This window comes from Kitasatospora sp. NPDC127035 (assembly GCF_042726075.1).
In the GTDB taxonomy this organism is placed as follows: Bacteria; Actinomycetota; Actinomycetes; order Streptomycetales; family Streptomycetaceae; genus Kitasatospora.
This window is the reverse complement of record NZ_JBHXDN010000012.1, coordinates 1-24,985: the sequence shown is the minus strand read 5'-3', so window position 1 is coordinate 24,985 and position 24,985 is coordinate 1. Positions and strand designations below refer to the sequence as shown.

The window sequence follows — 24,985 nt, the reverse complement described above, 5'->3', positions numbered from 1 at the left end:
GTGGTGCCGGGCGGTGCGGCCGGTGCCACGCCCGGCGCACCGGAACCACGGGGGCGCACGGCGGCGTCCCTCCGGGCAGGACGGCCGGCGCGGGCCGCCGAGCCGACATGAGGGCGGGAGGACGCATGAGCTTCGTTGCATGGATCGTGCTGGGCCTGGTGGCCGGAGCCCTGGCCAAGCTGTTGCTGCCGGGGCGGGACCCGGGGGCCTGGTGGTGACCACCCTGATCGGCGTCGCCGGCTCGTTCGTCGGCGGCTGGATCTCCGCACGCTTCCTGGACCGGCCGGTGACGACGCAGTTCTTCGACCTGGCGACCTGGGCGTCGGCGATCGGCGGCGCGCTGGTGCTGCTGCTCCTCTACCGGATCTTCTTCGGGCACTCCAGGGACTGACCGCCGGGTGCCTCCCGGGCCGGCCGCCGGGTCCGCCCGGGTCCGCCCGGGTCGGGCTACCCTGCTGTGATGACGCACAGCGAGTTGATCGTCAACCTGCGGGGCCGGCCGATCGACTCCCTCGACGATTTCTGGGACGCGGTCGCCGGTCCGTGCGGCCTGCCGGTGTGGTTCGGCCGGAACCTGGACGCCTGGGCGGACACCATCGACACCCGGGGCATCTCCGAGGTGATCGACGACCACGACCTCCTGACCGTCCACGTCGACCGGCAGGGCCTCTTCGCGGGCGGCCGACGCGAGGCCCGGGCCCTGGGCGCCACCTTCGACGGGGAGCGGAACCGGCTCGTCGTGCATGCACGGGACTGACCGGGCCGACCCGTTCGACCCGGCGGTGGCGGACCGCCGCCCCGACGGCTCCGGGGCCCTCCGGCTCGGGGCCCCGCTGTCCGGGCCTTCGGACCCTGGTGCCATGACCCCGGAAGACCCGCGCGACGGGCCGGGCGACGGGCCGGGCGTTGGACCGGGCGACGGTCCGGCCTACGGATCGAGCAGGATTCGAGAAGCGGGTGACCCGGCTGCCGCCTAGCGTGACTCGCATGGACATCGCACTGAAGTACTGCAACATCACCGTCAACGACCTGACCGACTCGCTCGCCTTCTACCGCGACGCGCTCGGTCTTGAGGTGCGGAACGACGTCGCCTCGGGCGACTTCCGCTGGGTCACCCTCGGCAGTGCCGCCCAGCCGGGCCTGGAGATCGTGCTCTCGGAGCCGCACGCCGGCCGCTCCCAGGCGGACGGCGACGCCCTCCAGGCGCTGCTGACGAAGGGCGTGCTGCCGATGTTCGTCTTCCGCACCGACGACCTCGACGCCACCTTCGAGAAGGTCCGGGCCTTCGGGGCCGAGGTCCTCCAGGAGCCCGTCGACCAGGCCTGGGGCCCGCGCGACTGCGCGTTCCGCGACCCCTCGGGCAACACGGTGCGGATCACGCAGTCGGAGAAGTAGCGGCGCCGGGGCTGCCCCGGACGGTCGACGGGCGCCCGGGCGCCCGCTGTCGTCAGGGCTTGGCGGCCAGGCCGCCGAGGACGAGCCCCCAGAGCGCCTCGAACCGTTCCTGGGCCGCCGGGTCGGACCACTCGCCCGCGTACGCCGGGTCGTGGAAGTGCGCGGTCGCCTCGAACACCGCGCGCGCGGTCGAACCGGTCCCGGAGTCCCGGAGCTCCCCGGCCTCGACGCCGTCCCGGACGATCTGGCCGATCTGGCGGATCAGCGTCTCCACGTGGGCCTCGACGGTGCTGCTGTTCTCGCCGACCAGCGTCATGTAGGTGGCGAAGAGCTGCGGGTCGTCGAGCGCCTTCTTCCTCTTGGCGGCGAACAGCGTCACCAGCCAGCGGTGCAGGCGCTCGGAGGCCGGGCCCGCCTCGGCGGCGACGGACTGCAGGTCGTGGTGGGCCTGGTCCAGCCACCGCTGGGTGACGGCCTCGCGCAGTGCCGCCTTGCTCGGGAAGAACCGGTAGACGCTGCCGTGGCTCACCCCGAGGGTGCGGGCCACGTCCACGACGGTGGCCTTCGCCGGGCCGAAGCGCCTGAGGGCGTCCTCCGTCGCGCTCAGGATCTGCTCGGCGGTGAGTGCGCTGTCCGTGGCCACGGGGGCGGTACGTCCTTACGGGTGGTGCGTCCGCCCGCGGGGTGGCGGGCGGGCGTCGGGCTGACGGGGGTGTCCGTACCCGTACCGGCGGGCGGTGCGGGTACGGACGGCCCTTTTCCGGCAGCGTACTGCGGTCGCGGCGGACGCCTGCGCCCCCGCGGTTCAGTGCTCGCTGTCGAGATGGGCCATCTGGGCGGCAGCGTACCTGTCCCCGGCGGCCGACCCGGCGGGGACCGCCGCCTCGATCGCCGCGAGATCGGCGCCGGTGAGGGTCACGTCCAGGGAGCCGAGCGCCTCGGTGAGCCGGTTCCGGCGGCGGGCGCCGACCAGCGGGACGACGTCCTCGCCGCGGGAGGCCACCCACGCGATCGCGACCTGCGCGACACTGGCGCCCCGCTCGGCGGCCACGGCGCGCAGCGCCTCGACGAGCCGGAGGTTGTGGGTCAGGTTGTCGCCCTGGAAGCGCGGGCTGTGGCCGCGGAAGTCGGTGCCGGACAGCGCGCGGTCGTTCTGCCAGTGGCCGCTGAGCAGGCCGCGCGACAGGACTCCGTACGCGGTGACGCCGATGCCCAGCTCGCGGGCGGTGGGCAGGATCTCGGCCTCGACGGAGCGCGAGATCAGCGAGTACTCGATCTGAAGGTCGCTGATCGGGTGGACGGCGGCGGCGCGGCGCAGGGTGTCGGCGCCGACCTCGGACAGGCCGATGTGGCGGACGTAGCCGGCCTTGACCAGGTCGGCGATCGCGCCGACGGTCTCCTCGACCGGCACGGCCGGGTCGAGCCGGGCCGGGCGGTAGACGTCGATGTGGTCGGTGCGCAGGCGGCGCAGGGTGTAGGCGAGGGCGGTCTTGGTGGCGGCGGGGCGGGCGTCGTAGCCGAGCCACTGGCCGTCCGGGCCGCGCTGGGCGCCGAACTTCACGCTGATCCGGACCTCCTCGCGGTCACGGCCGCGCAGCGCCTCGTGGATCAGCAGTTCGTTGTGGCCCATGCCGTAGAAGTCGCCGGTGTCGAGCAGGGTGATGCCGGCGTCGAGCGCGGCGTGGATGGTGGCGATGCTCTCGGCCTCGTCGGCCGGGCCGTAGAGGTCGGACATGCCCATGCAGCCGAGGCCGAGGGCGGAGGTGGTGGGTCCGGTGGCGCCGAGCGTGCGGCGGGGGACCGGGTGGGCGGTGGCGGACATGCGCGACTCCTGGCGGGGTGGGGGAGGGGACGGGCCGGAGGGAGGGTGGCCCGGTTCGACTATGGCACGGGTTCTGACAGAATTCAAAATCTGTCATCTGTCATTTGTCAATCGGCGGCTCGATCCACCATCGAGCGGATGTCGCCGCCCTGCTCGGCGCCGCCCCGGCACCTTCCGTCGGGACGCTCCGCCGACACCTCCGTCGGCACGTGGGCGGGGTGGCACACGAACGGGCGGGGGTGGGGGCCTGTGCGGAAGCAGGGGTCGGCCCGGAGCTGATCCACCGTCATGGAATCGAGGCCGAGGGTGCCCGGGCCGGTCGGTGGGCGGGCGCCCCTCCCGCCCCCGTCCTGATCCCTCGCCCGGTTCGTTCGGTCCCCGTCCGACCGTCCGACCGTCCGACCGTCCGACCGTCCGACCGGTCGCCCGGTTCCGCTCCGGGGGATTCAGCATGGTTCACCCTGGTTCGTTCCGTCCTGATCCGTTCGTACCGGGCGTTCCCGACCACTGTCGGCCAGTACTGTCGGCCGAGTCGGTGTCACCCATCTGGCCTGGAAAAGACGAGCCTTGGCGTCTTGCGCTGCCGAACCCCGGCGTCGGGTCCATGGTGGAGGTGGGCGCGATCCGGCGACCGCGTCCGTGCGTCGAGTCAGGCCCGCACGCCGTGCGCCGACTGTCGTTCCGCGGTCGGACGTTCGGGGTGGGGCCCCGTCCCGGCACTCTGGGAGCAGGGCCACCTCGCAGGAAACCGAACGGTTCTTCTAGGCTCACATCTCGGCTTCTCTGTGGTGGTGCAGGTGTCTGCGCCCGCCGTGGTCGATGCCGATGTCCACCGGGGGCCCCGGGACGACCGGGGCCGCCGGATCGAGCGAGGAGGACGAAATGCCAAGCATGCCGCCCAGCCGTTCCAGCGCACTTGGACCGGACGGACCGTTCCGACGGGCCGCCGTTCCCACCGGTCCCGCCGGTTCTGCCGGTCAGGTCGGGGCCGGGCAGCCCGGCCGGCCGGGCCGTCCGGACCGGCCGCTGTATACCGGCGGCGGCCGGGGAGGCGAGCGTTGAGTCCTCAAGCCGTCCGGCCGTCCGCCGCACCGACCGTCACCACTGTCACCGCCGACCCGACCGGCGCGACCGATCCGACCGATCCGACTAACAAGATCAGTACGACCGGCAAGGCCGGCAGGACCAGTACGACCAGTACGACCGGCCCGGCCGGTGAAACCGCCACGACCGGTGCGGCCGTTGCCGCAACGACCGTTGCCGCCACCTCCACCGACACGGTCGTCGACACAGCCGTCACCACGGCCGAGCCGACCAGGACCGCCGCCGCACCCGGCGTGACCGGGCCCGGAACCGCCGTCAACGCCCGAACCGCCCTCGCTCCGGCCACCCCCGCACCCGCCGCCGCACCACCCCCCGCAGCGGCCCCCCACACTCCGGCCGTTCCCGAAGGCGAGGGCCAGACCGGTCCCACCGCCGCGCTTCCCGGTCTGCCCCAGGCCCTCACCACCCGGGCCCGGACGCTGGCCGGCGCCGTCCGCCGCCGCTGCGCCGACCTCGCACGGATCGAGTCCCCCAGCGGCGACGCGCCCCGACTCGACGCCCTCGCCGAGGAGTTGGCCGCGGGCTTCCGGGCCACCGGTGCGACCTTCCGGCGCGAACCCGGCCCGGCAGGTGATCACCTGGTGTTCCAGTGGGAGGGGCGGGACGAGGCGCTGCCGCACCTCCTGGTCGTCGGACACCACGACACCGTCTGGCCCGTCGGCACCCTCGCCGACTGGCCGGTCACCGAGCAGGACGGCGTCCTCAGCGGGCCGGGCGTGGTCGACATGAAGGGCGGACTCGCCGCTCTGGAGGGCGCGTTCGCGCTGCTCGCCGACCTCGGCCAGCAGCCGCACCGCACCGTCCGCCTGGTCGTCGTCTCCGACGAGGAGGTCGGCAGTCCGGACGGCCGCCGCGTCGTCGAACGTCAACTGCGCGGCGCGGCCGCCGTGCTGGGTCTCGAACCGCCGCACCCGGACGGTCGGCTCAAGACCGCCCGCCGTGGCTCGACCCGGGTGCGGCTCACCGTCACCGGGCGCGAGGCGCATGCCGGGAACGACGCCGCCGAGGGCGTCTCGGCGGTGGACGAACTGGTCGACCAGCTGGTCGCGGTACGGGGCCTCGTCAACCAGCCCGGCACGGAGCTCAACGCGGGCCGGATCAGCGGCGGCAGTCGTGCCAACGTGGTGGCCGGCCGGGCCGAGGCCGAGCTCGGCCTGCGGTTCTCCACCACCGAGGCGCAGCGCGGCACGCTGGACGGTCTCGCCCGGCTGACCGCACTCCGGGCCGGGGCGAAGGTGCGGACGGAGGTGCTGTCCAGCCGTCCCGCGTGGCCGGAACGGTCCGGCAATCCGCTGCTGCGTCACGTCCGTTCGCTCGCGGCGGTGCTCGGCCAGCAGTTGGACGGCGGTCCGGCGGGCGGGGCGGGTGACACCAACCTGCCGGGCTCCCGCGGGCTGCCGACGCTGGACGGGTTCGGCGCGGTCGGCGGAGGAGCCCACGCGCGGCACGAGCACATCCGGATCGACCAGCTGGCGCCGCGGATCGCGCTGCTGGCGGCGCTCCTCGCCGTGCCGCTGCCGCGCCTGCGCGACCGCTCGGAGGGCTGAGCGTCACCCCCGCGGTGCGGCCACGGCCGTACCGCGGGGGTGACGGCCGAGGCTGGCAGCCGCCGGTGGTGGGTCGAGGGCCGGTGGCCGAGGTCGGCGGTCGGCGGATTCCAGGATCCGCCGGTCGCCGGCCGCCGGCCACCAGTCACCGGCCGCCCGGAGCGCTCGCCGGCCGTCACCTGCCGTGACGGCCCGTTCCCGCTTTCCGCCGTGCCGTGCCGTCGATGTCTCTTGTCATGCTGCCGCCTCACCGCGCACAATGGTACCGACCGAACGGTCAGTCGGTTGCTCGGTCGGTGGTCGAGGCAGGTCGTCGACGCACCGGGGCAGCGGTACACGGACAGGAGAGAGGGGACCGCGGTGACAGCAGAGGTGGCCGAGCCGGTCCCCGAGCACGCCCGGCAGTCGCCCGGCACGAGCCCGGCGGACGAGGCGGGCCGGGCGGACGAGGCGGGCCGGGCCCACGGAACCGGCGGGCCCGGCTCGGAGCGGCAGACGCCGGAGGAGCTGTTCGAAGCGGTCATCGCGGCCGAGCAGCGGATCGAGCCCCGGGACTGGATGCCCGACGCCTACCGGGCCACCCTGATCCGCCAGATCGCGCAGCACGCGCACTCCGAGATCATCGGCATGCAGCCCGAGGGCAACTGGCTCACCCGGGCGCCGTCCCTGCGCCGCAAGGCGATCCTGCTCGCCAAGGCCCAGGACGAGGCCGGTCACGGCCTCTACCTCTACGCCGCCGCCGAGACGCTCGGGGTGGACCGCGCCGAGCTGACCGAGAAGCTGATCTCCGGCCGCCAGAAGTACTCGTCGATCTTCAACTACCCGACCCTGACCTTCGCCGACGTCGGGGTGATCGGCTGGCTGGTCGACGGCGCCGCGATCTGCAACCAGGTCCCGCTCTGCCGTTGCAGCTACGGCCCGTACGCCCGCGCGATGGTCCGGATCTGCAAGGAGGAGTCGTTCCACCAGCGTCAGGGCTACGAACTGCTCATGACGCTGATGCGCGGCACCGAGGCGCAGCGCCGGATGGTCCAGGACGCGGTCGACCGCTGGTGGTGGCCGTCGCTGATGATGTTCGGCCCGTCGGACGCCGACTCGCCGAACACCGCCCGTTCGATGGCCTGGCGGATCAAGCGGCACACCAACGACGAGCTGCGGCAGCGCTTCGTCGACATGACCGTCCCGCAGGCCGAGCACCTCGGGGTCACCCTTCCCGACTCCCGCCTGAGCTGGAACGAGGACCGCGGCAGCTGGGACTTCGGCGAACCGGACTGGTCCGAGCTGACCCGGGTCATCCACGGCCAGGGCCCGTGCAACGCCCAGCGGACGGAGCGCCGCCGGGCCGCCCACGAGGACGGCGCGTGGGTCCGCGAGGCGGCCGTCGCCTACGCGGCGAAGCGTCGCGCGGAAGCCCGCCACCCGGCGGAGCCGCAGCAGGCGGAGCGGCCTGCGGAGTCGCAGCAAGCGGAAGAGGAGAACGGGAAGTGACCGAGTCCAAGGCCGGCTGGCCGCTCTACGAGGTGTTCGTCCGCCCCCGGCGCGGCCTGAACCACGTCCACGTCGGCTCGCTGCACGCCGCCGACGACCGGATGGCCCTGCTCGCGGCCCGTGACCTCTACACGCGCCGCAACGAAGGCGTCAGTCTCTGGGTGGTCCGCTCCGACGCGATCACCGCCTCCACCCCGGACGAGCGCGACCCCTTCTTCGAGCCCAGCGGCGACAAGGTCTACCGCCACCCGACCTTCTACGACATCCCCGAGGATGTCCCGCACATCTGACCGGGAGCAGCCGAACCATGACCGACGACCACGTGTACCTGAGCCTCGCCGAGGCGTCCCCCGAGCCCGAGGGCGAGGGCCGCTGGGCGTACGGGACGGGCTTCGCCGACCCGCTGCTCGGGGTGGACACCACCGTGCCGCCCGGGCTGGACGGCACCGACCTGGCCGCCTACTGCCTGATGCTCAGCGACGACGCGCTCGTCCTCTCCCAACGGCTGATCGAGTGGTGCACCCGGGCCCCGGAGCTGGAGGAGGAGGTCGCGCTCGCCAACCTCGGCCTCGACCTCCTCGGCCAGGCCCGCCAGCTGCTCACCCGGGCCGGGCAGGCCGACGGGTCCGGGCGCACCGAGGACGACCTGGCGTACTGGCGGGAGGAGCGCGACTTCCGCAACGTCCGCCTGGTCGAGGCGCCGAACGGGGACTTCGCGTTCTCGATCGCCCGGCTGCTGCTCTTCTCCACGGCGCGCGGCGCGCTGTACGAGGCGCTGGCCGGGCACGCGGACCCGGTGCTGGCGGCGGTCGCCGCGCGGGGCGTGAAGGAGCTCGCCTACCACCGCGAGTACGCGACGGCCTGGACGCTGCGGCTCGGCGACGGGACGCCGTACTCGGCCGGGCGGATGCAGGCCGGGGTGGACGCGGTCTGGCCGCTGCTGGAGGAACTGTTCACGGCGCATCCGGTCGAGCTGCGGGTCGGTACGGACCCGGCGACGCTGCGCGAGCCGGTGCTGGCCTCGCTGGCGGGCGTGCTCGCGGAGGCCGGGCTGGCCGTGCCGGACGTCCCCGGGCTGGCGGCGGTCGGCGGCCGGGCCGGCCGGGACGGGGTGCACACCGAGGCGCTGGGCCTGCTGCTGGCCGAGCTCCAGGTGCTGGCCCGGGCACACCCGGGGGCGACGTGGTGACCGCGGCCGGAACGGTCGCCCGCGGCAGGGCGTGGGAGGTCGCGTCGGAGGTGCCCGATCCGGAGCTGCCCATGCTGACCCTCGCCGACCTGGGCGTGCTGTCCGAGGTCGAGGTGGACGGCGGCGCCGTGACGGCGTGGCTCACCCCGACGTACTCGGGCTGCCCCGCCGTCGCCGAGATGGCCGCGGACGTGGACCGGCGGCTGCGCGCGGCCGGGTACGCGGACGTCCGGGTCCGGCTGCGGCTCGACCCGCCCTGGTCGACCGACCTGATCACCGCCGAGGGGCGCCGCAAGCTCGTCGAGGCGGGCATCGCCCCGCCCCGTCCGGGCGTCGCGGCCTCCGGCGGCGGCCCGGGGCCGGGTCTGCTGAGCCTCGGTCCGACCCGGCGCGCGGACCGGTCGGACGCGCCGGACGCGGGGACGGGCGCCGGCGCGCGGCCCGCTGCCGTGCGCGGCCACGTCGCCCCCGCGGCCCCCGTCGTCTGCCCGCTCTGCGGCTGCGCCGACACCGAGGAGCTGTCCCGGTTCGGCTCCACCGCCTGCAAGGCGCTGTGGCGCTGTCGCGACTGCCGTGAGCCCTTCGAACGTGTCAAGGAGATCTGAATGGCCGCCGTCCTGCCCGCCCGCCGCCCCACCTTCCACCTGCTGCGGGTCGCAGCGGTGGAGCGGCTCTGCGAGGACGCCGTCGCGGTGACCTTCGCGGTGCCGGACGGGCTCACGGACGCGTTCGCGTTCCGGCCGGGGCAGACGCTGACGCTGCGCCGGGTGGTGGACGGTGTCGACGAGCGCCGCTCGTACTCGATCTGCGCCCCCGCCGGCGGTCCGCTGCGGATCGCCGTCCGGGAGGTGCCCGGCGGGCTGTTCTCCCGCTGGCTGGTGCGCGACGCGGGCCCGGGGGAGGAGGTCGAGGTGCTGACGCCGTCAGGTCTCTTCAGCCCCGACCTCGCCGAACCCGCCGAGCACGTGCTGCTGGCGGCCGGCTCCGGCATCACGCCGATGCTCTCCATCGCCGCCTCCGTCCTGGCCGCCGACCGCACCTCGACCGTCACCCTCCTCTACGGCAACCGGCGCAGCGACACCGTGATGTTCTCCGACGAGCTGGCCGACCTGAAGGACCGCTACCTCGGCCGGCTCCAGCTGGTGCACGTGCTCTCCCGGGAGACCCGGGACGCCGAACTGCTCAGCGGTCGGCTCGACCCCGAACGGGTCGGGGCCCTGCTCAAGGCGCTGGTCGACGTGGAGGCCGTCGGCCACTGGTGGCTCTGCGGGCCGTTCGGGATGGTCGCGGGGGCGAAGGAACTGCTGGCCGGGCTGGGCGTGCCGGCCGCGCGGGTGCACCAGGAACTCTTCCACGCCGAGGACGAGCCGATCGCCGAGCGCGTGCAGGACGGGCCGGGCCCGGACGAAGGGGAACGCAGCGAGGTCACCGTCGTCCTCGACGGGCGCGGCAGCACGCTCGCCCTGCCGCGCGACCGGTCGATCCTGGACGGTGCGCAGCGCTCCCGCCCGGACCTGCCGTTCGCCTGCAAGGGCGGGGTCTGCGGCACCTGCCGCGCCCTGGTCACCGAGGGCGAGGTGAAGATGCGGCGCAACTTCGCCCTGGAGGAGAAGGAACTGGCGGCCGGCTACGTCCTCACCTGCCAGGCCCGCCCGGTCACCGACCGGGTGACGGTCGACTACGACCGCTGAGCGGCTCGACCGCCGAGCAGCTCGGCCCGGTGCGCTGCGAGGAACTTGGCCGGCGGGGCGGGCTCACGGCCGGGCGGCTGCTCAGCCGGCGACCGCGGCGTCGGCCCCGGCCGGGTCGCCGAGCAGCGTGACGATCTCGTTGACCGCCGCCCGGCCGGCCCGGTTGGCGCCGATCGTGCTGGCGGACGGGCCGTAGCCGACCAGGTGGACCCGCGGGTCGGCGGTGGCGCGGGTGCCGGTGAGGGCGATGCCGCCGCCGGGGGAGCGCAGGCCCAGGTCGGCGAGGTGGCCGACCTCGGGCCGGAAGCCGGTCGCCCACACGATCGCGTCGACGGCGAGTTCCTCGTCGCCCCAGGCCACCCCGTGCTCGGTGAGGCGGTCGAACATCGGGCGGCGGTGCAGCGCGCCCAGCTCCTCGGCACGGCGGTAGGCGACCGACGGGCCGAGCCCGGTCACGCTCACCACGCTGCGCACCGGCAGGCCCCGGCGGACCCGTTCCTCGACCTTGGCCACCACCTCGCGGCCGTACTCGGAGGTGAACGGTCCCTCGTGGTAGACGGGCGGGGTCCGGGTGACCCAGACCGTCTCGCCGACGGCCGCCACCTCCGAGAGCACCTGGATCGCCGACGCCCCGCCGCCGACCACCAGCACCCGTCGGCCGGCGAACTCCTCCGGCCCCCGGTAGTCGGCGTAGTGGAGCCGGCGTCCGGCGAAGTGCCCCGGGTAGTGCGGGAGGAACGGGCGGGTCCACGTCCCGGTGGCGTTGATGAGGGCCCGCGTCGACCAGGTGCCGGTGTCGGTCTCGACGAGCAGCCGGGCGTCCGGGCTCGGGGACTCCGCCCGCACGGCCCGAACGGTCACCGGGCGCACCACCGGGAGCGCGTGCTTCGCCTCGTACGCCGCGAAGTACCCCGGTACGACCTCGCGGGCGGGCGCCTCCGGGTCCGGCTCGGGGAGCTCGAAGTCGGGCAGGTCGTGGAAGCCGTGCACGGTGGCCATCCGCAGCGACGGGGAGCGGTGGGCCCAGGCACCGCCGGGGGCCGCGTCGGCGTCCAGGACGACGAACCCGCCCTCCTGGCCGGTGCCGGTCGGGGAGGGGGCGAAGCCGCGGCGGCGCAGGTGGTAGGCGGCTGACAGACCGGCCTGGCCCGCGCCCACCACCAGGACGTCGACGTGTCGTACCTCGCCCGGGTTGGTTGCACCGTAAACAGTCACGCCGGTGAAACATCGGTGGGGTGGCTCGTGTTCCCGCCGCCCGCGGCCTGCCGCCCGAGGCCCGCCGCCCGTCGCCCGCCGCCTGCCCGCCCTGGTGGCGGGCCTCGGCCCCGAGGGTCGCCACCGGGCCGGCGTCCCGGCGCAGGAACCGTCCGCCGCCTACGGGACGGCGGGGGAGATCACCACCGCCGTGCCGTAGGCGCAGACCTCGGTGCCCACGTCCGCGGCCTCGGTGACGTCGAAGCGGAACATCAGCACCGCGTTCCCGCCCCGTGCCTTGGTCTGCTCGACCAGCCGCGCCATCGCCTCGTTGCGGCTCTCCACCAGGGTCTTCGTCAGACCCCGCAGCTCGCCGCCGACCAGCGACTTCAGCGAGGCGCCGATCTGGCTGCCGATGTGCCGGCTGCGCACGGTCAGGCCGAAGACCTCGCCGATCACGTGGTCGACCCGGAAGCCGGGGATGTCGTTGGTGGTCACTACCAGGACCTGGGCGTCCGGGTGCTGCCCGCCGCCGTACTCGTCGATGTTTGCCATGGGCTCATCCTGTGGGCGGGCGGCCCTCCCGGCACAGAGGCGCGCGGCCCGGACTCGCCGCGGGGCGGCCCGGTGACGGCGAGAACGCGTAGGGTAGCCGGAACAGACCGGTGATCGAAGGCCCGAAAGGCCGTACCGTAGCCCCATGGGCGAGCGAAGCGATCATCCACAGGGGCCGGGCGCGGCGGAGGACTCCGGCGCGCAGGAGATCGAGGCGACGGTGGTGCTGGGTCTGCGGATCAGCGACTGGCCCGCGCTGCGGGCTGCGGCGATCGCGGCCGTGGAGGAACTGGACTTCGAGGGCATCGATCCGGCCGGGCAGCGCCGTGAGCTGCTGCGCGAGGTGGCCGAGGACGCCAACGCGGCGCTCGGCGCGCTGTTGCACCCGGACCGGCTGGTGGCGGCGATCCCGGGCGTCGAGGCACTCGGGGGGACGTTGGAGATCAGCGTCACCGAGGACTTCGCACCGGACTTCGCCGAGCTGTTCCCGCTGGACGGCGACGAGGAGGACGGCGGCTCGTCCGGCGACTGGACGCTGACGCCCCGTACGGCCTGCCTGCTGCACGCCCAGCTGATCGGCCTGGCCGACGCCGCGTACGACGACTTCGACGAGCACGAGGACGAGCCGGTCGTCGACGGCGAGGAGACGGACTGGACGGTCTTCAGCCGGCTGCCGCAGCGCACCTGGCGGTTGCACCGGGCCTGGCGCCGCACGATGGCCCGGGCCTTCGACGACCTCGCCGACGATCTCGCGCTCGGCGAGTGGCCGCTGCCGCGGTGCCTGGCCGAGGAGATCGCGCTGCGGCTGGCCCTGGTCGACGCCCGGACGCTGCTCGGTGCGCAGCCCGAGTCGGTCGCCGACATGATGGGCGACCTCCCGGCCGACCTGTACGACTACGACTGGGACGGCTGCCACGACGAGCTGTTCGGGGTTTACGGGCCGGACGACGGCGACGCGGAGCTGAACGCGGAGCAGCGGGCCGAGCTGCTGCTCGCGGCCACCCACCCCGAGGGCTGGTTCCTGACGTACGAGGACGCGGAGGAGCGCGACCCGCAGCGCGGCTTCCGGCGCTGACGGGCCCCGGCCGGCCCCGAGCGGTGCCGAGCGGCCCCGACCGGTGTGCCGAGGCGGGCACCGCGGTGATCTCGGCGCCTCGGGGGCTGGCATGCTGGACCGGTGACTTCTCCGTTCGACGCCCCCGTCCCCGACCCGACGCCCGAGGACCGCGATGCCCGGCCGCAGTACGTGCTGCCGCTGGTCGTCCGGCTGGAGCGGACCGCGCCGCCCGGCCGGACCGATGCCCTGGAGACCTCGGCGCGGGCCGTGCTGACGCTGCTGAGCGACCGCCGGGTGACCGAGCCGGACGGCGAGTGGACCGAGCTGGTCGAGGCGTGGGAGGACGCGCGGATCCGCAAGGTGGTCCGGCGGGCGCGGGGCGGCGAGTGGAACCGGGCGGGCGAGCTGCCGGGGATCACGGTGGCCGGGCGGGAGGCGGAGGTGCGGGTGTTCCCGCCGGTTCCGCTCGACGGCTGGCCCAAGGAGCTCGCCAAGCTCCAGGTGTCCGGCACCGAACTGGAGGAGAGCGGCCCGGTCGACGCCCCGGCGCCCGGGGTGCCGGTGCTCTGGCTGAATCCTGAGGTGGAGATGAGCGCCGGCAAGACGATGGCCCAGACCGGGCACGCCGCCCAGCTCGCCTGGTGGCGGTTGGACGACGCGCAGCGCAAGGAGTGGGCCGAGTCCGGCTTCGCGCTCGCCGTCCGGACGGCCGGGCCCGAGGCCTGGGCGGAGCTGGTGGCGAGCGGTCTGCCGCTGGTGCAGGACGCGGGCTTCACGGAGATCGCTCCGGGGAGCAGCACCGTCGTCGCGGACCACCCGGCACTGCGGGGCTGAGCTGGCGGCCGGCTCCGCCTCGACCGGCGCAGGCCCGTGCGGTGCGGGCTCGTGCGATGCGGGCCGGCCTGAGACGACGACCGGCCGAATTGCGACAGCTGACGGACGGCAGGTGTCAGATCCTGTCGTCCGTCAGCTGTTTTCCGTCATTCGAGGTCGCCGGGCGGTGATCCGCTCCGTGTGGCAGGCCAGCTCGGTCAGTTTCCACGTCCAGTCCGTCCCGTCCTGCTCGCACCGGATCCGGGTGTCGGCGGTGAGCGGGGCGAGCGCGGTGAACCCGCTCTCCACCATGCGCAGCCGGGTGTGGTTGCCCGGTTCCCGGGTCAGGGTGAACTCGACCAGGGTCGATCCGCCTGCCGCCGCCCCCGTTCCGGCCTCCTCGCCGGACGCGGACGCGGACGCGGCCACAGCTGCCCCCGTTCCGGCCGCGCCCGGCGACCAGCGGAAGGAGAAGCGGCCCGGTCCCTCCACCCGTTCGATCCTGGCCGGCAGCCTGCCGCGCGGCCCGTGGTCGAGGACCATCCGCCCGCCGGGCCTGAGGTCGATCTCGGCGGGTGCGTCGGCGCCGAACCAGGCGCCCAGGAACTCCGCCTGGGTGAGCACTTCCCAGACCCGTTCGCGCGGTGCGGCGATGACGATCTCGCGTTCGATGCTGCCGGTGACCATGCCGTGAACCTCCCCGATCCGTTGCCCGAGGATCGCACGCCCCCGCCACCACGTGCAACTCCAGGGTTGCACATGGCGGCGGGGGTGGGGCGGACCCGGGTCAGGCCTCGTACCGGCGGAGGGTCCGCAGGCCGCCGTACGCGGCGGCGGCGGCCCAGCCGGCCATGATCAGCAGGCCGGTCCAGTGCCCGTACGCGACCTGCGGGTCGTCGACGTAGAGCAGCGCGTACTGGCCCGCGCGGTCCGGGAGGAACTGCACGGCGTGACGGACGACCGGCACGCCGGACAGCAGCGGGGTGAGCAGGAAGACCGTCGGCACCAGCAGGCCCATCGCCGCGGTGAGGTTGCGCAGCACGGCGGTCAGGCCGAGGCAGAACACGACCAGCAGCGCCGGATAGAGCACCCCGGCGGCGGCGCTGCGGACCAGTCCGGGGCCGTCCCAGCCGGCGGGCACGAAGGCGGCGTAGCCGGCGAGGGAGCCGGCGCTCCCGAGCAGCCCGGCGCCGAGGCCGACGGCCGCGCCGAGGGCGAGTTTGGCGGCGTAGAGGCGGCCTCGGCGCGGGACGGCGGTGAGCGAGACGCCGATCATGCGGGTGTGGAACTCCTGCCCGACCAGCAGCACCCCGAAGCAGACCAGGGCGGCCTGACCGAAGTTGAGGCCGTAGTGGATGCCCACCCCGGGGTCGTCGGCGAGGCCGGCGTCCTTCTCGCCGAGCGTCGCGGCGACGGCGGTGCCGAGGCCGACGGTGAGTGCGACGGCGACGAGCGGGGTGATCCAGAGCGGGCGCAGGGTGGTGAGCTTGATCCACTCGCCGCGGAGCGCGGCTCGGAGCGCGGCGGTCGGCGGAGCGGTGGTCGGCGGAGCGGCGGTCGGCGGCGCGGTGGGGGTGGCGAGGGCGCTCATGCCGCCACCGCCCGGTACTCGACGCTGTCGGCGGTCATGCGCATGAAGGCCTCCTCCAGAGAATCCTGTTGAACCGCGATCTCGTACAGCACCACGCCGGCGGCGGCGGCGAAGGCGGCGATCTGCTCGGGTGCCGCGCCCCTGACCTCCCAGGCGCCGCCGTCCACCGGTTCGGCGGTGGCGTCGGCGAGACGGGCGCCGAGGCCGGCGCCGCCCAGCAGGGCGTCCAGCTTCACCGGGTCGACCGCGCGCACCCGGATCCGGGTGCGGCCGTGGCGGTCGATGAACTCCGAGGTCGCGGAGTCCGCCAGCAGCCTGCCCCGGCCGATCACCACCAGGTGGTCGGCGGTCAGCGCCATCTCGGTCATCAGGTGCGAGGAGACCAGCACCGCGCGGCCCTCGGCGGCCAGGCCCCGCAGCAGGGTGCGGATCCACCGGATGCCCTCCGGGTCGAGGCCGTTCACCGGCTCGTCGAGCATCAGCACCGGCGGGTCGCCGAGCAGGGCGGCGGCCACGCCGAGGCGCTGGCGCATGCCGAGCGAGAAGCCCCGGATCCGCCGGCCGGCCGCGTCGGCGAGGCCGACCTGGGCGAGCACCTCGTCGACCCGGCGGTCCGGCAGGGCGTTGCAGGCGGCCAGCCAGCGCAGGTGGCCGCGCGCCGTGCGGCCACCGTGCAGGGCGTGGGCGTCGAGCAGTGCGCCGACCTGCCGCAGCGGAGCGTCCAGTTCGGCGTACGGGCGGCCGTTCACCAGGGCCCGGCCGGCGGTCGGCCGGGCCAGACCGAGAACCAGCCGCATGGTGGTGCTCTTGCCCGCTCCGTTGGGCCCGAGGAACCCGGTCACCACCCCGGGCCGGACCTCGAAGTCGAGGCCGTCCACCACGCGTGCCCCGGCGTACTCCTTGGTGAGGCCCTCAACCTTGATCACGTCTGCCCTTCCCCTCTCCACCGCTCGTCGCGGACCGTCGGCGGCTCCGCTTCCGACGGGCCGCCGCTCCGACGTCTCCATGGGACCGCGGCGGACCCCGGTGGCGGATCCCGCCCGGGAGGGGATGCTTCTCCCTCCCGAGAGGGAGGCCACCCGCAGTGCTGACCTGGCAGGATGGCGCCATGCCCCGGATACTCGCGCCCCTGCTGAGCGCCGTGACGTACGCGCGCTGGCTGCATCTGGTGATCGGGTGCGTGTTCTCCGGCGTCGTCCTGATGGTCTATCCGGGCGTCTCCGGACCGAGCCTGGCCGAACTCCTGGTCCGGGCCGTGCCGGTGGACGCGGTACTGCTCGTGGCGGCCGCGCTGGTGCCCGCGATGCGCCGGGCGGAAGGGGTGCAGGCGAGGCTGCTGCTCGTCCCCGACCGGGAGCGGGACATCGCCGCCGAGCCCGCCCGCACCTGGGCCGACCGTCGACGGACGGCGGTCTGGCTGGTCGGCCGGGTCGGGCTCGGGACGGCCGTCGGCACCCTGTCGGTGCTGGTGCCGGTCGCCGCCGTCGACCTGCTGACCACCAGGACGCCGGATCTGCAGGGCGTCCGGCTCCCCGCGTTGGAGGGGCCGTCCTGGTACCCGCTGCTGGCGCCGGTGCTGCTGTTCGGGCTCGGATGGCTGATCGTCTGGGCGGGCCGGCTCCAACTCGCCATGGCGGTGCGGCTGCTGGGGCCTTCACCGGCCGAGCGGCTGGCCGCCGCGGAGCTGCGCGCCGAACGCCTGCTGGAACGCAACCTGTTGGCCCGCGAGCTGCACGACTCCATCGGCCACGCACTGACGGTGACGGTCCTTCAGGCCGGGGCGGCGCGCGAGGTCGGCGATCCGGCGTTCGTCGCCAAGGCGCTCGAAGTCATCGAGGAGACCGGGCGGCAGGCGATGGACGACCTGGAGCGGACGCTCGCGCTGCTCCGTGACACGCGGGAGGACGGACCGGGCGCGGCGGGGGAGGCGGGAGGTGATGCCCTCGGGTCCCTCGGGTCCCTCGGGTCCGGCGAGGCCGGGAGCAGGGGTGATGCGCGCGAACGGCCCGGGATCGAGCAGTTGCCCACGCTGTTCGACACCGCGCGGGCGGCGGGCAGCCCGGTGGAGGCGTGGATCGACGTGGCGCCGGCGAAGCTCCCCGGCGTGCTCTCCCGCGAGGGCTACCGGATCGTCCAGGAGGGCGTCACCAACGCCCTCAAGTACGCGCCCGGCGAACCGATCACCGTCCGGATCGCCGTCCGGGACGGCCGGTTGGAGCTGCGCTGCGCCAACGCCTCCCGGACGGGCGGCGGGACGGCGGTCCGGCCGTCACCGCGACGGGGCGGCAAGGGACTTCGCGGCATCCGGGAGCGGGCCGTGCTGCTCGGCGGGGAGGCCTCGGCCGGGGTGGAGTCCGGCGAGTGGGTGCTGGCCGTTCGCGTGCCCCTACGCTTGGGCGCGTGATGATCGACATTCTGCTGGCCGACGACGAGGAGCTGGTCCGCGCCGGACTGCGCGCCGTCCTGGAGGCGCAGGGCGACCTACGGGTCGTCGGCGAGGCGGCCGACGGCGCCGAGGCGCTCGCCCTGGCCCGCCGGCTGCGTCCGCACGTGGTGCTGATGGACGTCCGGATGCCCGGGGTCGACGGACTCACCGCCACCCGTGAGCTGGTCCGCGACGCGGCCGCCCCCGGGGGGTACGCGCCGAAGATCCTGGTCGTCACCACGTTCGAGATCGACGACTACGTCTACCAGGCCCTGCGCGCCGGGGCGGACGGCTTCCTGCTGAAGCGCACCCGGCCGGCCGAGATCGCCCGGGCGGTCCGGCTGGTCGCGGCCGGGGAGTCACTGCTCTTCCCCGCCCAGATCCGCCGCCTCGCCGCCGGGCAGGGCAACCGGGAGGCGCGCGAGACGATGGCCCGCGCCGCTCTGACCGACCGTGAGGCCGAGGTGCTGCGTCTGGTGGCCCGCGGCCTGACCAACGGGGAGATCGCCGCGCACCTGGTCCTCGGGGTGCAGACGGTGAAGACGCACGTCAGCAGCGTGCTGGCGAAGCTCGGCGCCCGCGACCGCACCCAGGCGGTGATCGCCGCGTACGAGGCGGGCTTCGTGGTGCCCGCCGAGTAGCCGCCCGGCAGTCCCCGGCAGTCCCCGGCAGCCACCCGCAGCCACCCGCAGGTGCTCCCGGGTCCGGCGCGGGTCCGGCGCGGATGCCGATGGCCGCCGCCGGGCGGGCGCCACCCGGCGGACGGGCGGGCGGGAGGAGGCGGGGCGTCAGGCCGGGTACGCGTGCGTCTGGGCGGCCTTGACCGCCGCCCACACCGTCGCCCCGGGAGCGAGGTCGAGCTCCGCCGCCGCGGCCGGGGTCAGGTCGGCGGCCATCGGGACGGGGCCGGCCAGATCGGCCCGGACCTGGTCGCCGTGCAGGTCCAGCCCGGTGACCGTCAGTTCCCAGACGTTGCGCGCACTGCCCGTCGGCCGTTCGCGGTGCAGCGTGACGGCGGACGGCGGGAACGCCACGAAGGCCGGTCCGGACAGCTCCTCGGTGGTGGCCAGCGCCGTGCCGTTCGCCAGCGTGACGCGACGGCCCTCGGCGGCGCCCTGGTACAGGTTGAGGCCGACCAGCCGGGCGATGTAGTCGGTGCGCGGGCGCCTGGAGATCTCCGCGGGACTGCCCGACTGCACCTCGTGCCCGTCCTCGATCACCACCAGCCGGTCGGCCAGCACCATCGCGTCCAGCGGGTCGTGCGTCACCAGGACCGCAACTGCCTCGAACTCGGCCAGATGGCGCCGCAGTTGAGCCCGGACGTCGAGCCGGGTGCGGGCGTCCAGGGCGGCCAGCGGCTCGTCCAGGAGCAGCAGCCTCGGGCGGACGGCCAGCGCGCGGGCGAGTGCGACCCGCTGCTTCTGACCGCCGGAGAGCCGCCCCGGGCGGGCCTCGGCGTGCTCGGCCAGGCCCATCCGGTCCAGCCAGCCGGCGGCCTCGGCGCGCGCCTCCCGTTTGGGGCGGCCCTGGCAGCGCGGGCCGAAGGCCACGTTGTCGAGCGCGCTGAGGTGCGGGAACAGTAGGTAGTCCTGGAAGACCACGCCGACCGGACGCTCCTCGGCCGGGGTGTGCAGCCGCCGGGCCGGGTCCTCCAGGACCCGGCCGTCCAGGCTCAGACGGCCGTCGGTGAGCGGGAGCAGCCCGGCCAGTGCGCGCAGGGCGGTGGACTTGCCCGCGCCGTTCGGCCCGAGCAGGGCCACCACCTCGCCGGGGGCGGCGGAGAGGGCGAGGTCCAGGGTGAAGGAGGCGCGGTCCACCCGCAGGCGGGCGTCGAGGCCGGCGGCAGCGGGAGCCGGGCCGGGGTCCCGGCCGGGCGGCGGGGCGGCGGGGCCGGTGGGGTCGGTGGCGGGTGTCATCGGCGGGGCGGTCCAGGGGTATGGCCCGGGGCGGTACCCGGGGCGCGTTCCGGGGAGGGGCGGGGCGAGGGACGCCGGGCCACGCGCGGCAGAAGGCCCGGTGCGAGGCCCGGTGCGGGGCCCGGTGCGGGCCGCCGGGCGGTGGCCGGGCTCACGGCGTGGACATCCAGCGCTCGCGCAGACCGGCCAGCACGGCCACCGACACCACCAGCAGCACCAGCGACAACGCGATCGCCGCCTCCGGGTCGGATTCCATCGCCAGGTAGACGGCGAGCGGCATGGTCTGGGTCCGGCCCGGGAAGTTGCCCGCGAAGGTGATCGTCGCACCGAACTCGCCCAGCGCCCGCGCCCAGGCCAGTACCGCGCCGGCGCCGATGCCGGGCGCGATCAGCGGCAGCGTCACCCGGCGGAAGGTGGTCAGCCGGGAGGCGCCCAGCGTGGCCGCCGCCTCCTCGTAACGCGGGTCGGCGGCCCGCAGCGCGCCCTCGACGCTGATCACCAGGAACGGCATCGCGACGAACGCCTCGGCGATCACCACACCGGTGGTGGTGAACGGCAGGGTGATGCCGAAGGCCGAGTCCAGCCACGAGCCGACGATGCCGCGCCGCCCGAGCACCAGGAGCAGCGCCACGCCGCCGACCACCGGTGGCAGTACCAGCGGCAGCGTGACCAGGGCCCGGATCAGCCGGCGGCCCGGCAGTTCGGTCCGGGCCAGCAGCCAGGCCAGCGGCACCCCCAGCACCAGCGACACCCCGGTGGCAGCCGTCGCGCAGACCAGGGAGAGGCGCAGCGCCTCCCACACCTGCGGGCTGGTGAGCTGGTCGGACAGCGAACTCCAGGGCGCCCGGACCAGCAGCCCGACCAGCGGGAGGACCAGGAACGCCAGGCCGAGCAGCGCCGGGAGCAGCAGCGTGAGCGGCACGCGGTGCGCCCGCCGCCACGGGCGGGTCCGGGGCGTGCGGGGGCCCCGGACCGGCGCGCCCGCGGCGGTCGGTCGGGCGCCGTCCCCGGTGGACGGGCCGGCGGTACGGCGGATCACGGCGCCTGGAAGCCCGCCGCGGTGAGCACCTGCTGAGCCTCGGGCGACTGGACGTAGGCGACGAAGGCGGCGGCGCCGTCCTTGTTCGGGGCCTTGGCCAGGGCGGCGATCGGGTAGTCGTTCACGGCCTGGGCGGCCTCGGGGAATTCCACGCCGTCGATCTTCGCAGCATCGGCCTTCACATCGGTGCGGTACACCAGCGACGCGTCGACCTCGCCGAGTTCGACCTTGGTCAGCGCGCCCTTGACGTCCTGCTCCAGGGTGACCGGGGTGAGGGCGACGCCGGCGGCCTTGAGCGCCGTCAGGGCGGCGGCGCCGCAGGGCACCTCCTTCGCGCAGAGCGCGACCTTCACCCCGGGGGCGGTGAGGTCGGCCAGGCCCGCGACGTGCCGGGGGTTGCCCTTGGGGACGGCGATGGCGAGCGTGTTCTTCACGAAGGTCTTCGGCGCGCCGGTGGCGCCCCCCGCGTCGGTGACGGTCTTCATGGTCGCCGGGCTGGCGGCGGCGAAGACGTCGGCCGGGGCGCCGGAGTTGATGCTGGCGGCGAGGGCGGAGCTGCCGGCGAAGTTGAAGGTGACCTTGGCGCCCGGGTTGGCGGCCTCGAACTTCTTGCCGAGCTCGGTGAAGCTCTCCTTGAGCGAGGCGGCGGCGAAGACGGTGACGGAGCCGGAGGCCTTCGGAGCCCCGGCGGTGGCGCCGCCCGCGGTGGTCGCGATGCCGGTGGTGCCCGGGCTCCCGGCGCCACCACCGTTGCCGGCGTCGCTGCTGCACGCGGTGGCTCCGAGGCCGAGGACGAGGGCCGCGGCGGTGGCGACGGCGAGTCTGCGGGTGTTCATGTCCCTTGCTTCCCCTCCCGGGCGCGCCGGAAGGGCGCGGGGTCTTCACCGCAGGTGCGGCGATTTCGGTGATTATAGTGCCGCAATTGCGAGTGGATAGTCGCCTGTCTCATCGCACAGGCGAGGGTGGTCGAAGGTGGCGGGTCCGCTGTCGGAAGACGCAAGCCCGGTCGCCGCGGGAGCGAAGCCCCTTGGCACGCGCGTGGCTCGAAAGGCCGGAGCGGCTCCTACCCGGACGCCGTGCGCGCAGTCGGCCGACCGGCCGGGCCCCACCTACGGCGGGTCCGGCCGCTCCGAGAACCCCGGCTGCGCGGCGTTCGATGGCTCGGTCGTGCCGGCCGGCCGACCGGCCTGGCTGCTGTTCGCCCGCCTGCTGTCCGCCGGGGCCGCCCGGGGCCGCCCGGGGCCGCCCGGGGCCGCCTGCTGTCCGCCGGGGTCCGCCCGGGGCCGCCCGGGGCCGCCTGCTGTCCGCCGGGGTCCGCCCGGGGGCTGCGGGCAGGCGGGAGGGGTGGGGGGGGGCCGCGGGCCGGCCCCCCCCCCCCCGGGGGGGGGGGGGGGGGCGCCCCGCCCCCGGCCCCGCCAAACCGGCCACCCGGAGCCCCCGGGGCCCGCCTGCGGACCGCGGGGCGCCGCCGGGGGGCGGGGGGCTGGGGGGTGGGGGCCGGGCCCCCCGCGGCCCGGCACCCCCGTCGTGGTGGGCGCGGCCGGGTCAGCCGCGCGACTGGAACGCGATCCGGGTCCAGCTGGAGCCCGGGCAGTTGCCCCAGACCGCCCACGGCTCGGTCCGGGCGCCGATCCAGAGGCCGGTGCTGGACGTGCCGTTGGCGCAGTACGTGATGGTGCGCAGCTCGCCGGAGTAGATCCGGCAGTTGCCCTCCCAGCGCCAGCCGAAGTCGGCGGTGATGACGCAGTGGTAGGAGGCGGTGATCGCGGCGGGCGACGCGACGCCCGATCCGGCCGTGATGGTCTGGTCGGCGGCGCGGGCCTGCTCGGCGGCCGGCGCGTGGGCGGTCGGCCCGGCGGTGGCCGGGAGGGTGGTGGTGCCGAGCACGCCGAGGGCGGCGGCGGCCACCATCCCGAGCCTGGCGATGTTCCGGGCGATACAACCGGTCATGGCGTTTGTCTCCTCGCTCATGTGATGTGGCCCCGGCCGGGCGGCGAGGAAAACCAATTCCCTTGCGCCGTCCGGACGGTGACGTATTGCACACGAATGACTGCGCACAGTGGGGTGACGAACTATGATGTGACCTGCGTCACAGTCCGGGTGGCCGGTGCGTGCCACCTGGTCTTTCGGGTGCCGATTTCCGAGGGGAGCGGCATGGAGTTCTCGTCAGGCTGTCGAGGTGAACCGGATCCGGACGCCGGTTCCGATGCCGACCGGGCCGATTTCAATCGGGTGTTCACGGAATTGCTGCCGAGGCTCCATCGGGCGGCCGTTCAGCTGACCGGAAATTCGTTCGGCGCGGGTGATGTCGTCCACGACGCCTATCTGCGAATAGCGCGCCGCCCCGACCGATTCCTCCGCCATCCGCAGCCGTACGCCTATGCGTTCACGACGATGGTCAACATCCTCCGCGACGAGTGGCGCCGCGACCGTCGCCGCACGGTGCTGTCGGAGGCGGCCGAGGACGCGTACGGCGGGCCGGGCCGGGCCGGACGGGCCGACGCGTCGGGCGGTGGCGTGGGGGAGCTCCAGGCGCACTGGGAGGTGGTCCGGCTGTTGGGCTGTCTGACGGTAAAGCAGGCGCGGGCGGTGCTCCTGATCGACCTCGACGGGTACAGCCTGGAGGAGGCCGCCCGCTTGCTCGGCGTGCACCGCTCCACCCTGGCCGTCACCCGGCGGCGGGCTCTCGCCCGGCTCCGCGCCGTCCTCGAACGGGAGAGCGGTCCGGGGGCGGGCGCGCCACCCCCGGGGCGGCTGCCGGCACCGCGGGACGGGGCGGGCGGTCCGGCCTCCGCCGGTTCCGACGCACCGAACTGACGACAAGTCAGCTCGTCCGGCGCATCGGCCCGTACGCTGAAAATCGTGATCACGTACGAGGAGCACCGGCTCCTTTCCCTGGCCGACGACGGCCGCTGGACCGAACTGCTGGGTGCCTACCGGCAGGCCCGGTCCGCCGCCATCGCGCTCGACGGCCGTGCCGGCTACGGCGGTCATGACGGCTACGACGGCTACGACGACCGCGGCGGCTGCGAGAGCTGCGGGAGCTGTGACGGGCCCGGCGGATACGGCGCCCACGCCGCTCCGGGCGCCGCTCCGGACGGGCCCGGCGGCCCCGGTGGCCCCGGCGGCGCCGGACGCGTGCTCGACGGCGCCGCCCGGACCCGGGCCGCCGTCGCGACCGCGCCCCTCGGCCACCTGATCGCCTACGCGGCGCCGCCCGAGGTGGCCGCCCGGCTGTTCGACGCGGACGGCGGCCCCGGAACCGCCGCCGGTGCGGACGACCACGACGCCGGGCCGCTCTGGGAGGTGCTGGCGACCCGGCACTCCTGGCGGCGGCTGGCCCCGCTGCTCGGCCCGGCGGAGGTGCGGCGGCTGGTCGCGCAGACCCGGGTGCTGCTCGGCGAGGACCTCTCCTACGGCGCCGAACCGGACCTGGAGGGCGTCCCGCTGCTCCTGGAGCCCTGGGAGTCCGCGGGCTGGGGCGAGGGGGTGCGCGTCCGGGAGTACCTGCCGGGCGGCGGTTCGCGCAGTGCGCTGCTGACCCTGCCCGCCAGCCGGGAGGGCCTCGGCCCGGTGGAGCTCCCCGGGCCGGGGACGCGCCTGCCCGGGCAGGCGGCCACCCGGGCGCTGGCCGAGCTGGCGGGCTGGGCGGTGGCGGTCTGCGTCCGGGGGACCGCGCAGTGCGCCGCCGCCCAGCTGGCGCCCGGGCGGCTGGTGACCGGCGGGTACCTGCCGTTCGCGCTCGCCTGCCCGGCGCTGGTCCAGGCGGGCGTCGCGGACCGGACGCGCGGTGCGGCCCACGGGCGGCTGGCGCTCTGGCGGGTGCTGGCCGCGATGACCGGCGCGGACCGCCCGGACCGGGGGGAGGTCAACGCCCTGGTCGCGCGGATGCGCTGCTTCACCTGGGACGACCCGGCGGACCGGCTGCGGCACCTGCACCTCGCGCTGGAGGACCCGGCGACCGGCCTGAGCTGGGCGGTCAGCGGGTCCGAGGAGATCTGAGAGCGCGTCCGTGGACGGGTCGGCCGACGTGGTCGGTCCGTCCGGGTTCCGGCGAGGGCGCCGCGGCCCGGTCGTGGGCCGGGCAAGGGGGGGCCCCCGGCCCCGCGCCGGTGCGGGGGGGTTGGGGGGGCGCCGGGGCGGGGGGGGGTAATCGGGG

The 24,985-nt window shown here is 75.2% G+C and carries 26 protein-coding genes and 1 pseudogene; 15 read left to right on the top strand and 12 right to left on the bottom strand.

Annotated features, from left to right (window positions below; all coding sequences use genetic code 11):
- Positions 1-125 precede the first annotated feature (125 nt).
- The 3 genes and pseudogenes from ACFWIC_RS10530 (at position 126) to ACFWIC_RS10520 (ending at position 1,395) form a co-directional block, all read left to right on the top strand.
- Positions 126-391: pseudogene (locus ACFWIC_RS10530) on the top strand (GlsB/YeaQ/YmgE family stress response membrane protein).
- Between the two features lie 69 nt (positions 392-460).
- Complete coding sequence (locus ACFWIC_RS10525; protein WP_329880630.1) at positions 461-757, top strand: barstar family protein; 297 nt, start codon at positions 461-463, stop codon at positions 755-757.
- Between the two features lie 230 nt (positions 758-987).
- Positions 988-1,395: a VOC family protein gene (locus ACFWIC_RS10520; protein WP_329950460.1), complete on the top strand. Its 408-nt coding sequence runs from the start codon at positions 988-990 to the stop codon at positions 1,393-1,395.
- 52 nt (positions 1,396-1,447) lie between these two features.
- Here the strand turns inward: ACFWIC_RS10520 and ACFWIC_RS10515 are convergent, their stop codons facing one another.
- Together ACFWIC_RS10515 and ACFWIC_RS10510 are read right to left on the bottom strand one after the other, a co-directional pair.
- The gene (locus tag ACFWIC_RS10515; protein ID WP_380517632.1) at positions 1,448-2,038 is read right to left on the bottom strand and encodes a TetR family transcriptional regulator; all 591 of its coding nucleotides are present in this window, start codon (positions 2,036-2,038) and stop codon (positions 1,448-1,450) included.
- Positions 2,039-2,200: 162 nt separating this feature from the next.
- Positions 2,201-3,217, bottom strand: coding sequence for an aldo/keto reductase (locus ACFWIC_RS10510; protein WP_380517629.1), 1,017 nt, complete (start codon positions 3,215-3,217; stop codon positions 2,201-2,203).
- 1,058 nt (positions 3,218-4,275) lie between these two features.
- On the opposite strand from ACFWIC_RS10510, the gene ACFWIC_RS10505 reads away from it, so the two are divergent.
- The 6 genes from ACFWIC_RS10505 to paaE all read left to right on the top strand — a co-directional run bounded on the left by ACFWIC_RS10505 (position 4,276) and on the right by paaE (position 10,236).
- Positions 4,276-5,868, top strand: coding sequence for a M20/M25/M40 family metallo-hydrolase (locus ACFWIC_RS10505; RefSeq protein WP_380517626.1), 1,593 nt, complete (start codon positions 4,276-4,278; stop codon positions 5,866-5,868).
- A gap of 507 nt (positions 5,869-6,375) precedes the next feature.
- Positions 6,376-7,356, top strand: a complete 981-nt coding sequence (gene paaA / locus ACFWIC_RS10500) for a 1,2-phenylacetyl-CoA epoxidase subunit PaaA (RefSeq protein WP_329880671.1) — start codon at positions 6,376-6,378, stop codon at positions 7,354-7,356.
- Entirely contained in the window at positions 7,353-7,646 is a 294-nt protein-coding gene (gene paaB, locus ACFWIC_RS10495; RefSeq protein ID WP_030056311.1) for a 1,2-phenylacetyl-CoA epoxidase subunit PaaB, read from the top strand. Before paaA ends, paaB begins: the two co-directional genes overlap by 4 nt.
- A 17-nt stretch (positions 7,647-7,663) precedes the next feature.
- Positions 7,664-8,545, top strand: coding sequence for a 1,2-phenylacetyl-CoA epoxidase subunit PaaC (gene paaC, locus ACFWIC_RS10490; RefSeq protein ID WP_380517623.1), 882 nt, complete (start codon positions 7,664-7,666; stop codon positions 8,543-8,545).
- Positions 8,542-9,150: a 1,2-phenylacetyl-CoA epoxidase subunit PaaD gene (gene paaD / locus ACFWIC_RS10485; RefSeq protein ID WP_380358674.1), complete on the top strand. Its 609-nt coding sequence runs from the start codon at positions 8,542-8,544 to the stop codon at positions 9,148-9,150. The genes paaC and paaD overlap by 4 nt, the downstream gene beginning before the upstream one ends.
- Positions 9,151-10,236 (top strand): 1,2-phenylacetyl-CoA epoxidase subunit PaaE, encoded by a 1,086-nt coding sequence (gene paaE / locus ACFWIC_RS10480; RefSeq protein WP_329880617.1) that lies wholly within the window; start codon positions 9,151-9,153, stop codon positions 10,234-10,236.
- Positions 10,237-10,317: 81 nt separating this feature from the next.
- Here the strand turns inward: paaE and ACFWIC_RS10475 are convergent, their stop codons facing one another.
- Both ACFWIC_RS10475 and ACFWIC_RS10470 read right to left on the bottom strand, forming a co-directional pair.
- Positions 10,318-11,451, bottom strand: coding sequence for an NAD(P)-binding domain-containing protein (locus ACFWIC_RS10475; RefSeq protein ID WP_380517618.1), 1,134 nt, complete (start codon positions 11,449-11,451; stop codon positions 10,318-10,320).
- A 159-nt stretch (positions 11,452-11,610) separates the two neighbouring features.
- A complete protein-coding gene (locus ACFWIC_RS10470; RefSeq protein WP_329880614.1) occupies positions 11,611-11,985 on the bottom strand; it encodes a YbjQ family protein in 375 nt (124 codons plus the stop codon).
- A gap of 145 nt (positions 11,986-12,130) precedes the next feature.
- Here ACFWIC_RS10470 and ACFWIC_RS10465 point away from each other — a divergent pair, with 145 nt between their 5' ends.
- Together ACFWIC_RS10465 and ACFWIC_RS10460 are read left to right on the top strand one after the other, a co-directional pair.
- On the top strand, positions 12,131-13,060 hold the full coding sequence (locus ACFWIC_RS10465) for a hypothetical protein (protein ID WP_329880612.1): 930 nt from the start codon (positions 12,131-12,133) through the stop codon (positions 13,058-13,060).
- A gap of 102 nt (positions 13,061-13,162) precedes the next feature.
- Positions 13,163-13,876 (top strand): aminoacyl-tRNA hydrolase, encoded by a 714-nt coding sequence (locus tag ACFWIC_RS10460; protein WP_380517614.1) that lies wholly within the window; start codon positions 13,163-13,165, stop codon positions 13,874-13,876.
- Positions 13,877-14,008: 132 nt separating this feature from the next.
- Here ACFWIC_RS10460 and ACFWIC_RS10455 read toward each other — a convergent pair whose 3' ends face one another.
- From ACFWIC_RS10455 to ACFWIC_RS10445, 3 genes are all read right to left on the bottom strand, one after another.
- Positions 14,009-14,542, bottom strand: a complete 534-nt coding sequence (locus ACFWIC_RS10455; protein ID WP_380517611.1) for an SRPBCC domain-containing protein — start codon at positions 14,540-14,542, stop codon at positions 14,009-14,011.
- A gap of 100 nt (positions 14,543-14,642) precedes the next feature.
- Positions 14,643-15,446, bottom strand: a complete 804-nt coding sequence (locus ACFWIC_RS10450) for an ABC transporter permease (RefSeq protein ID WP_380517608.1) — start codon at positions 15,444-15,446, stop codon at positions 14,643-14,645.
- Positions 15,443-16,372: an ATP-binding cassette domain-containing protein gene (locus tag ACFWIC_RS10445; RefSeq protein ID WP_380517605.1), complete on the bottom strand. Its 930-nt coding sequence runs from the start codon at positions 16,370-16,372 to the stop codon at positions 15,443-15,445. Before ACFWIC_RS10445 ends, ACFWIC_RS10450 begins: the two co-directional genes overlap by 4 nt.
- A 182-nt stretch (positions 16,373-16,554) precedes the next feature.
- On the opposite strand from ACFWIC_RS10445, the gene ACFWIC_RS10440 reads away from it, so the two are divergent.
- On the top strand, positions 16,555-17,850 hold the full coding sequence (locus ACFWIC_RS10440; RefSeq protein WP_380517602.1) for a sensor histidine kinase: 1,296 nt from the start codon (positions 16,555-16,557) through the stop codon (positions 17,848-17,850).
- Entirely contained in the window at positions 17,850-18,512 is a 663-nt protein-coding gene (locus ACFWIC_RS10435) for a response regulator (RefSeq protein WP_380358698.1), read from the top strand. The genes ACFWIC_RS10440 and ACFWIC_RS10435 overlap by 1 nt, the downstream gene beginning before the upstream one ends.
- 147 nt (positions 18,513-18,659) lie before the next feature.
- Here ACFWIC_RS10435 and ACFWIC_RS10430 read toward each other — a convergent pair whose 3' ends face one another.
- From ACFWIC_RS10430 to ACFWIC_RS10410, 5 genes are all read right to left on the bottom strand, one after another.
- Positions 18,660-19,787, bottom strand: a complete 1,128-nt coding sequence (locus ACFWIC_RS10430) for an ABC transporter ATP-binding protein (protein WP_380517599.1) — start codon at positions 19,785-19,787, stop codon at positions 18,660-18,662.
- Positions 19,788-19,938: 151 nt separating this feature from the next.
- The gene (locus tag ACFWIC_RS10425) at positions 19,939-20,823 is read right to left on the bottom strand and encodes an ABC transporter permease (RefSeq protein WP_380517835.1); all 885 of its coding nucleotides are present in this window, start codon (positions 20,821-20,823) and stop codon (positions 19,939-19,941) included.
- Positions 20,823-21,662, bottom strand: coding sequence for a molybdate ABC transporter substrate-binding protein (gene modA / locus ACFWIC_RS10420; protein WP_380358696.1), 840 nt, complete (start codon positions 21,660-21,662; stop codon positions 20,823-20,825). The genes ACFWIC_RS10425 and modA overlap by 1 nt, the downstream gene beginning before the upstream one ends.
- Positions 21,663-22,371: 709 nt before the next feature.
- The gene (locus ACFWIC_RS10415) at positions 22,372-22,776 is read right to left on the bottom strand and encodes a hypothetical protein (RefSeq protein WP_329950473.1); all 405 of its coding nucleotides are present in this window, start codon (positions 22,774-22,776) and stop codon (positions 22,372-22,374) included.
- Positions 22,777-22,992: 216 nt separating this feature from the next.
- Positions 22,993-23,190 (bottom strand): hypothetical protein, encoded by a 198-nt coding sequence (locus ACFWIC_RS10410; RefSeq protein ID WP_329950531.1) that lies wholly within the window; start codon positions 23,188-23,190, stop codon positions 22,993-22,995.
- Here ACFWIC_RS10410 and ACFWIC_RS10405 point away from each other — a divergent pair.
- Together ACFWIC_RS10405 and ACFWIC_RS10400 are read left to right on the top strand one after the other, a co-directional pair.
- The gene (locus ACFWIC_RS10405) at positions 23,104-23,643 is read left to right on the top strand and encodes a sigma-70 family RNA polymerase sigma factor (protein ID WP_380517833.1); all 540 of its coding nucleotides are present in this window, start codon (positions 23,104-23,106) and stop codon (positions 23,641-23,643) included. The genes ACFWIC_RS10410 and ACFWIC_RS10405 overlap by 87 nt on opposite strands.
- 45 nt (positions 23,644-23,688) lie before the next feature.
- A complete protein-coding gene (locus ACFWIC_RS10400) occupies positions 23,689-24,828 on the top strand; it encodes a hypothetical protein (RefSeq protein WP_380355030.1) in 1,140 nt (379 codons plus the stop codon).
- Positions 24,829-24,985 lie beyond the last annotated feature (157 nt).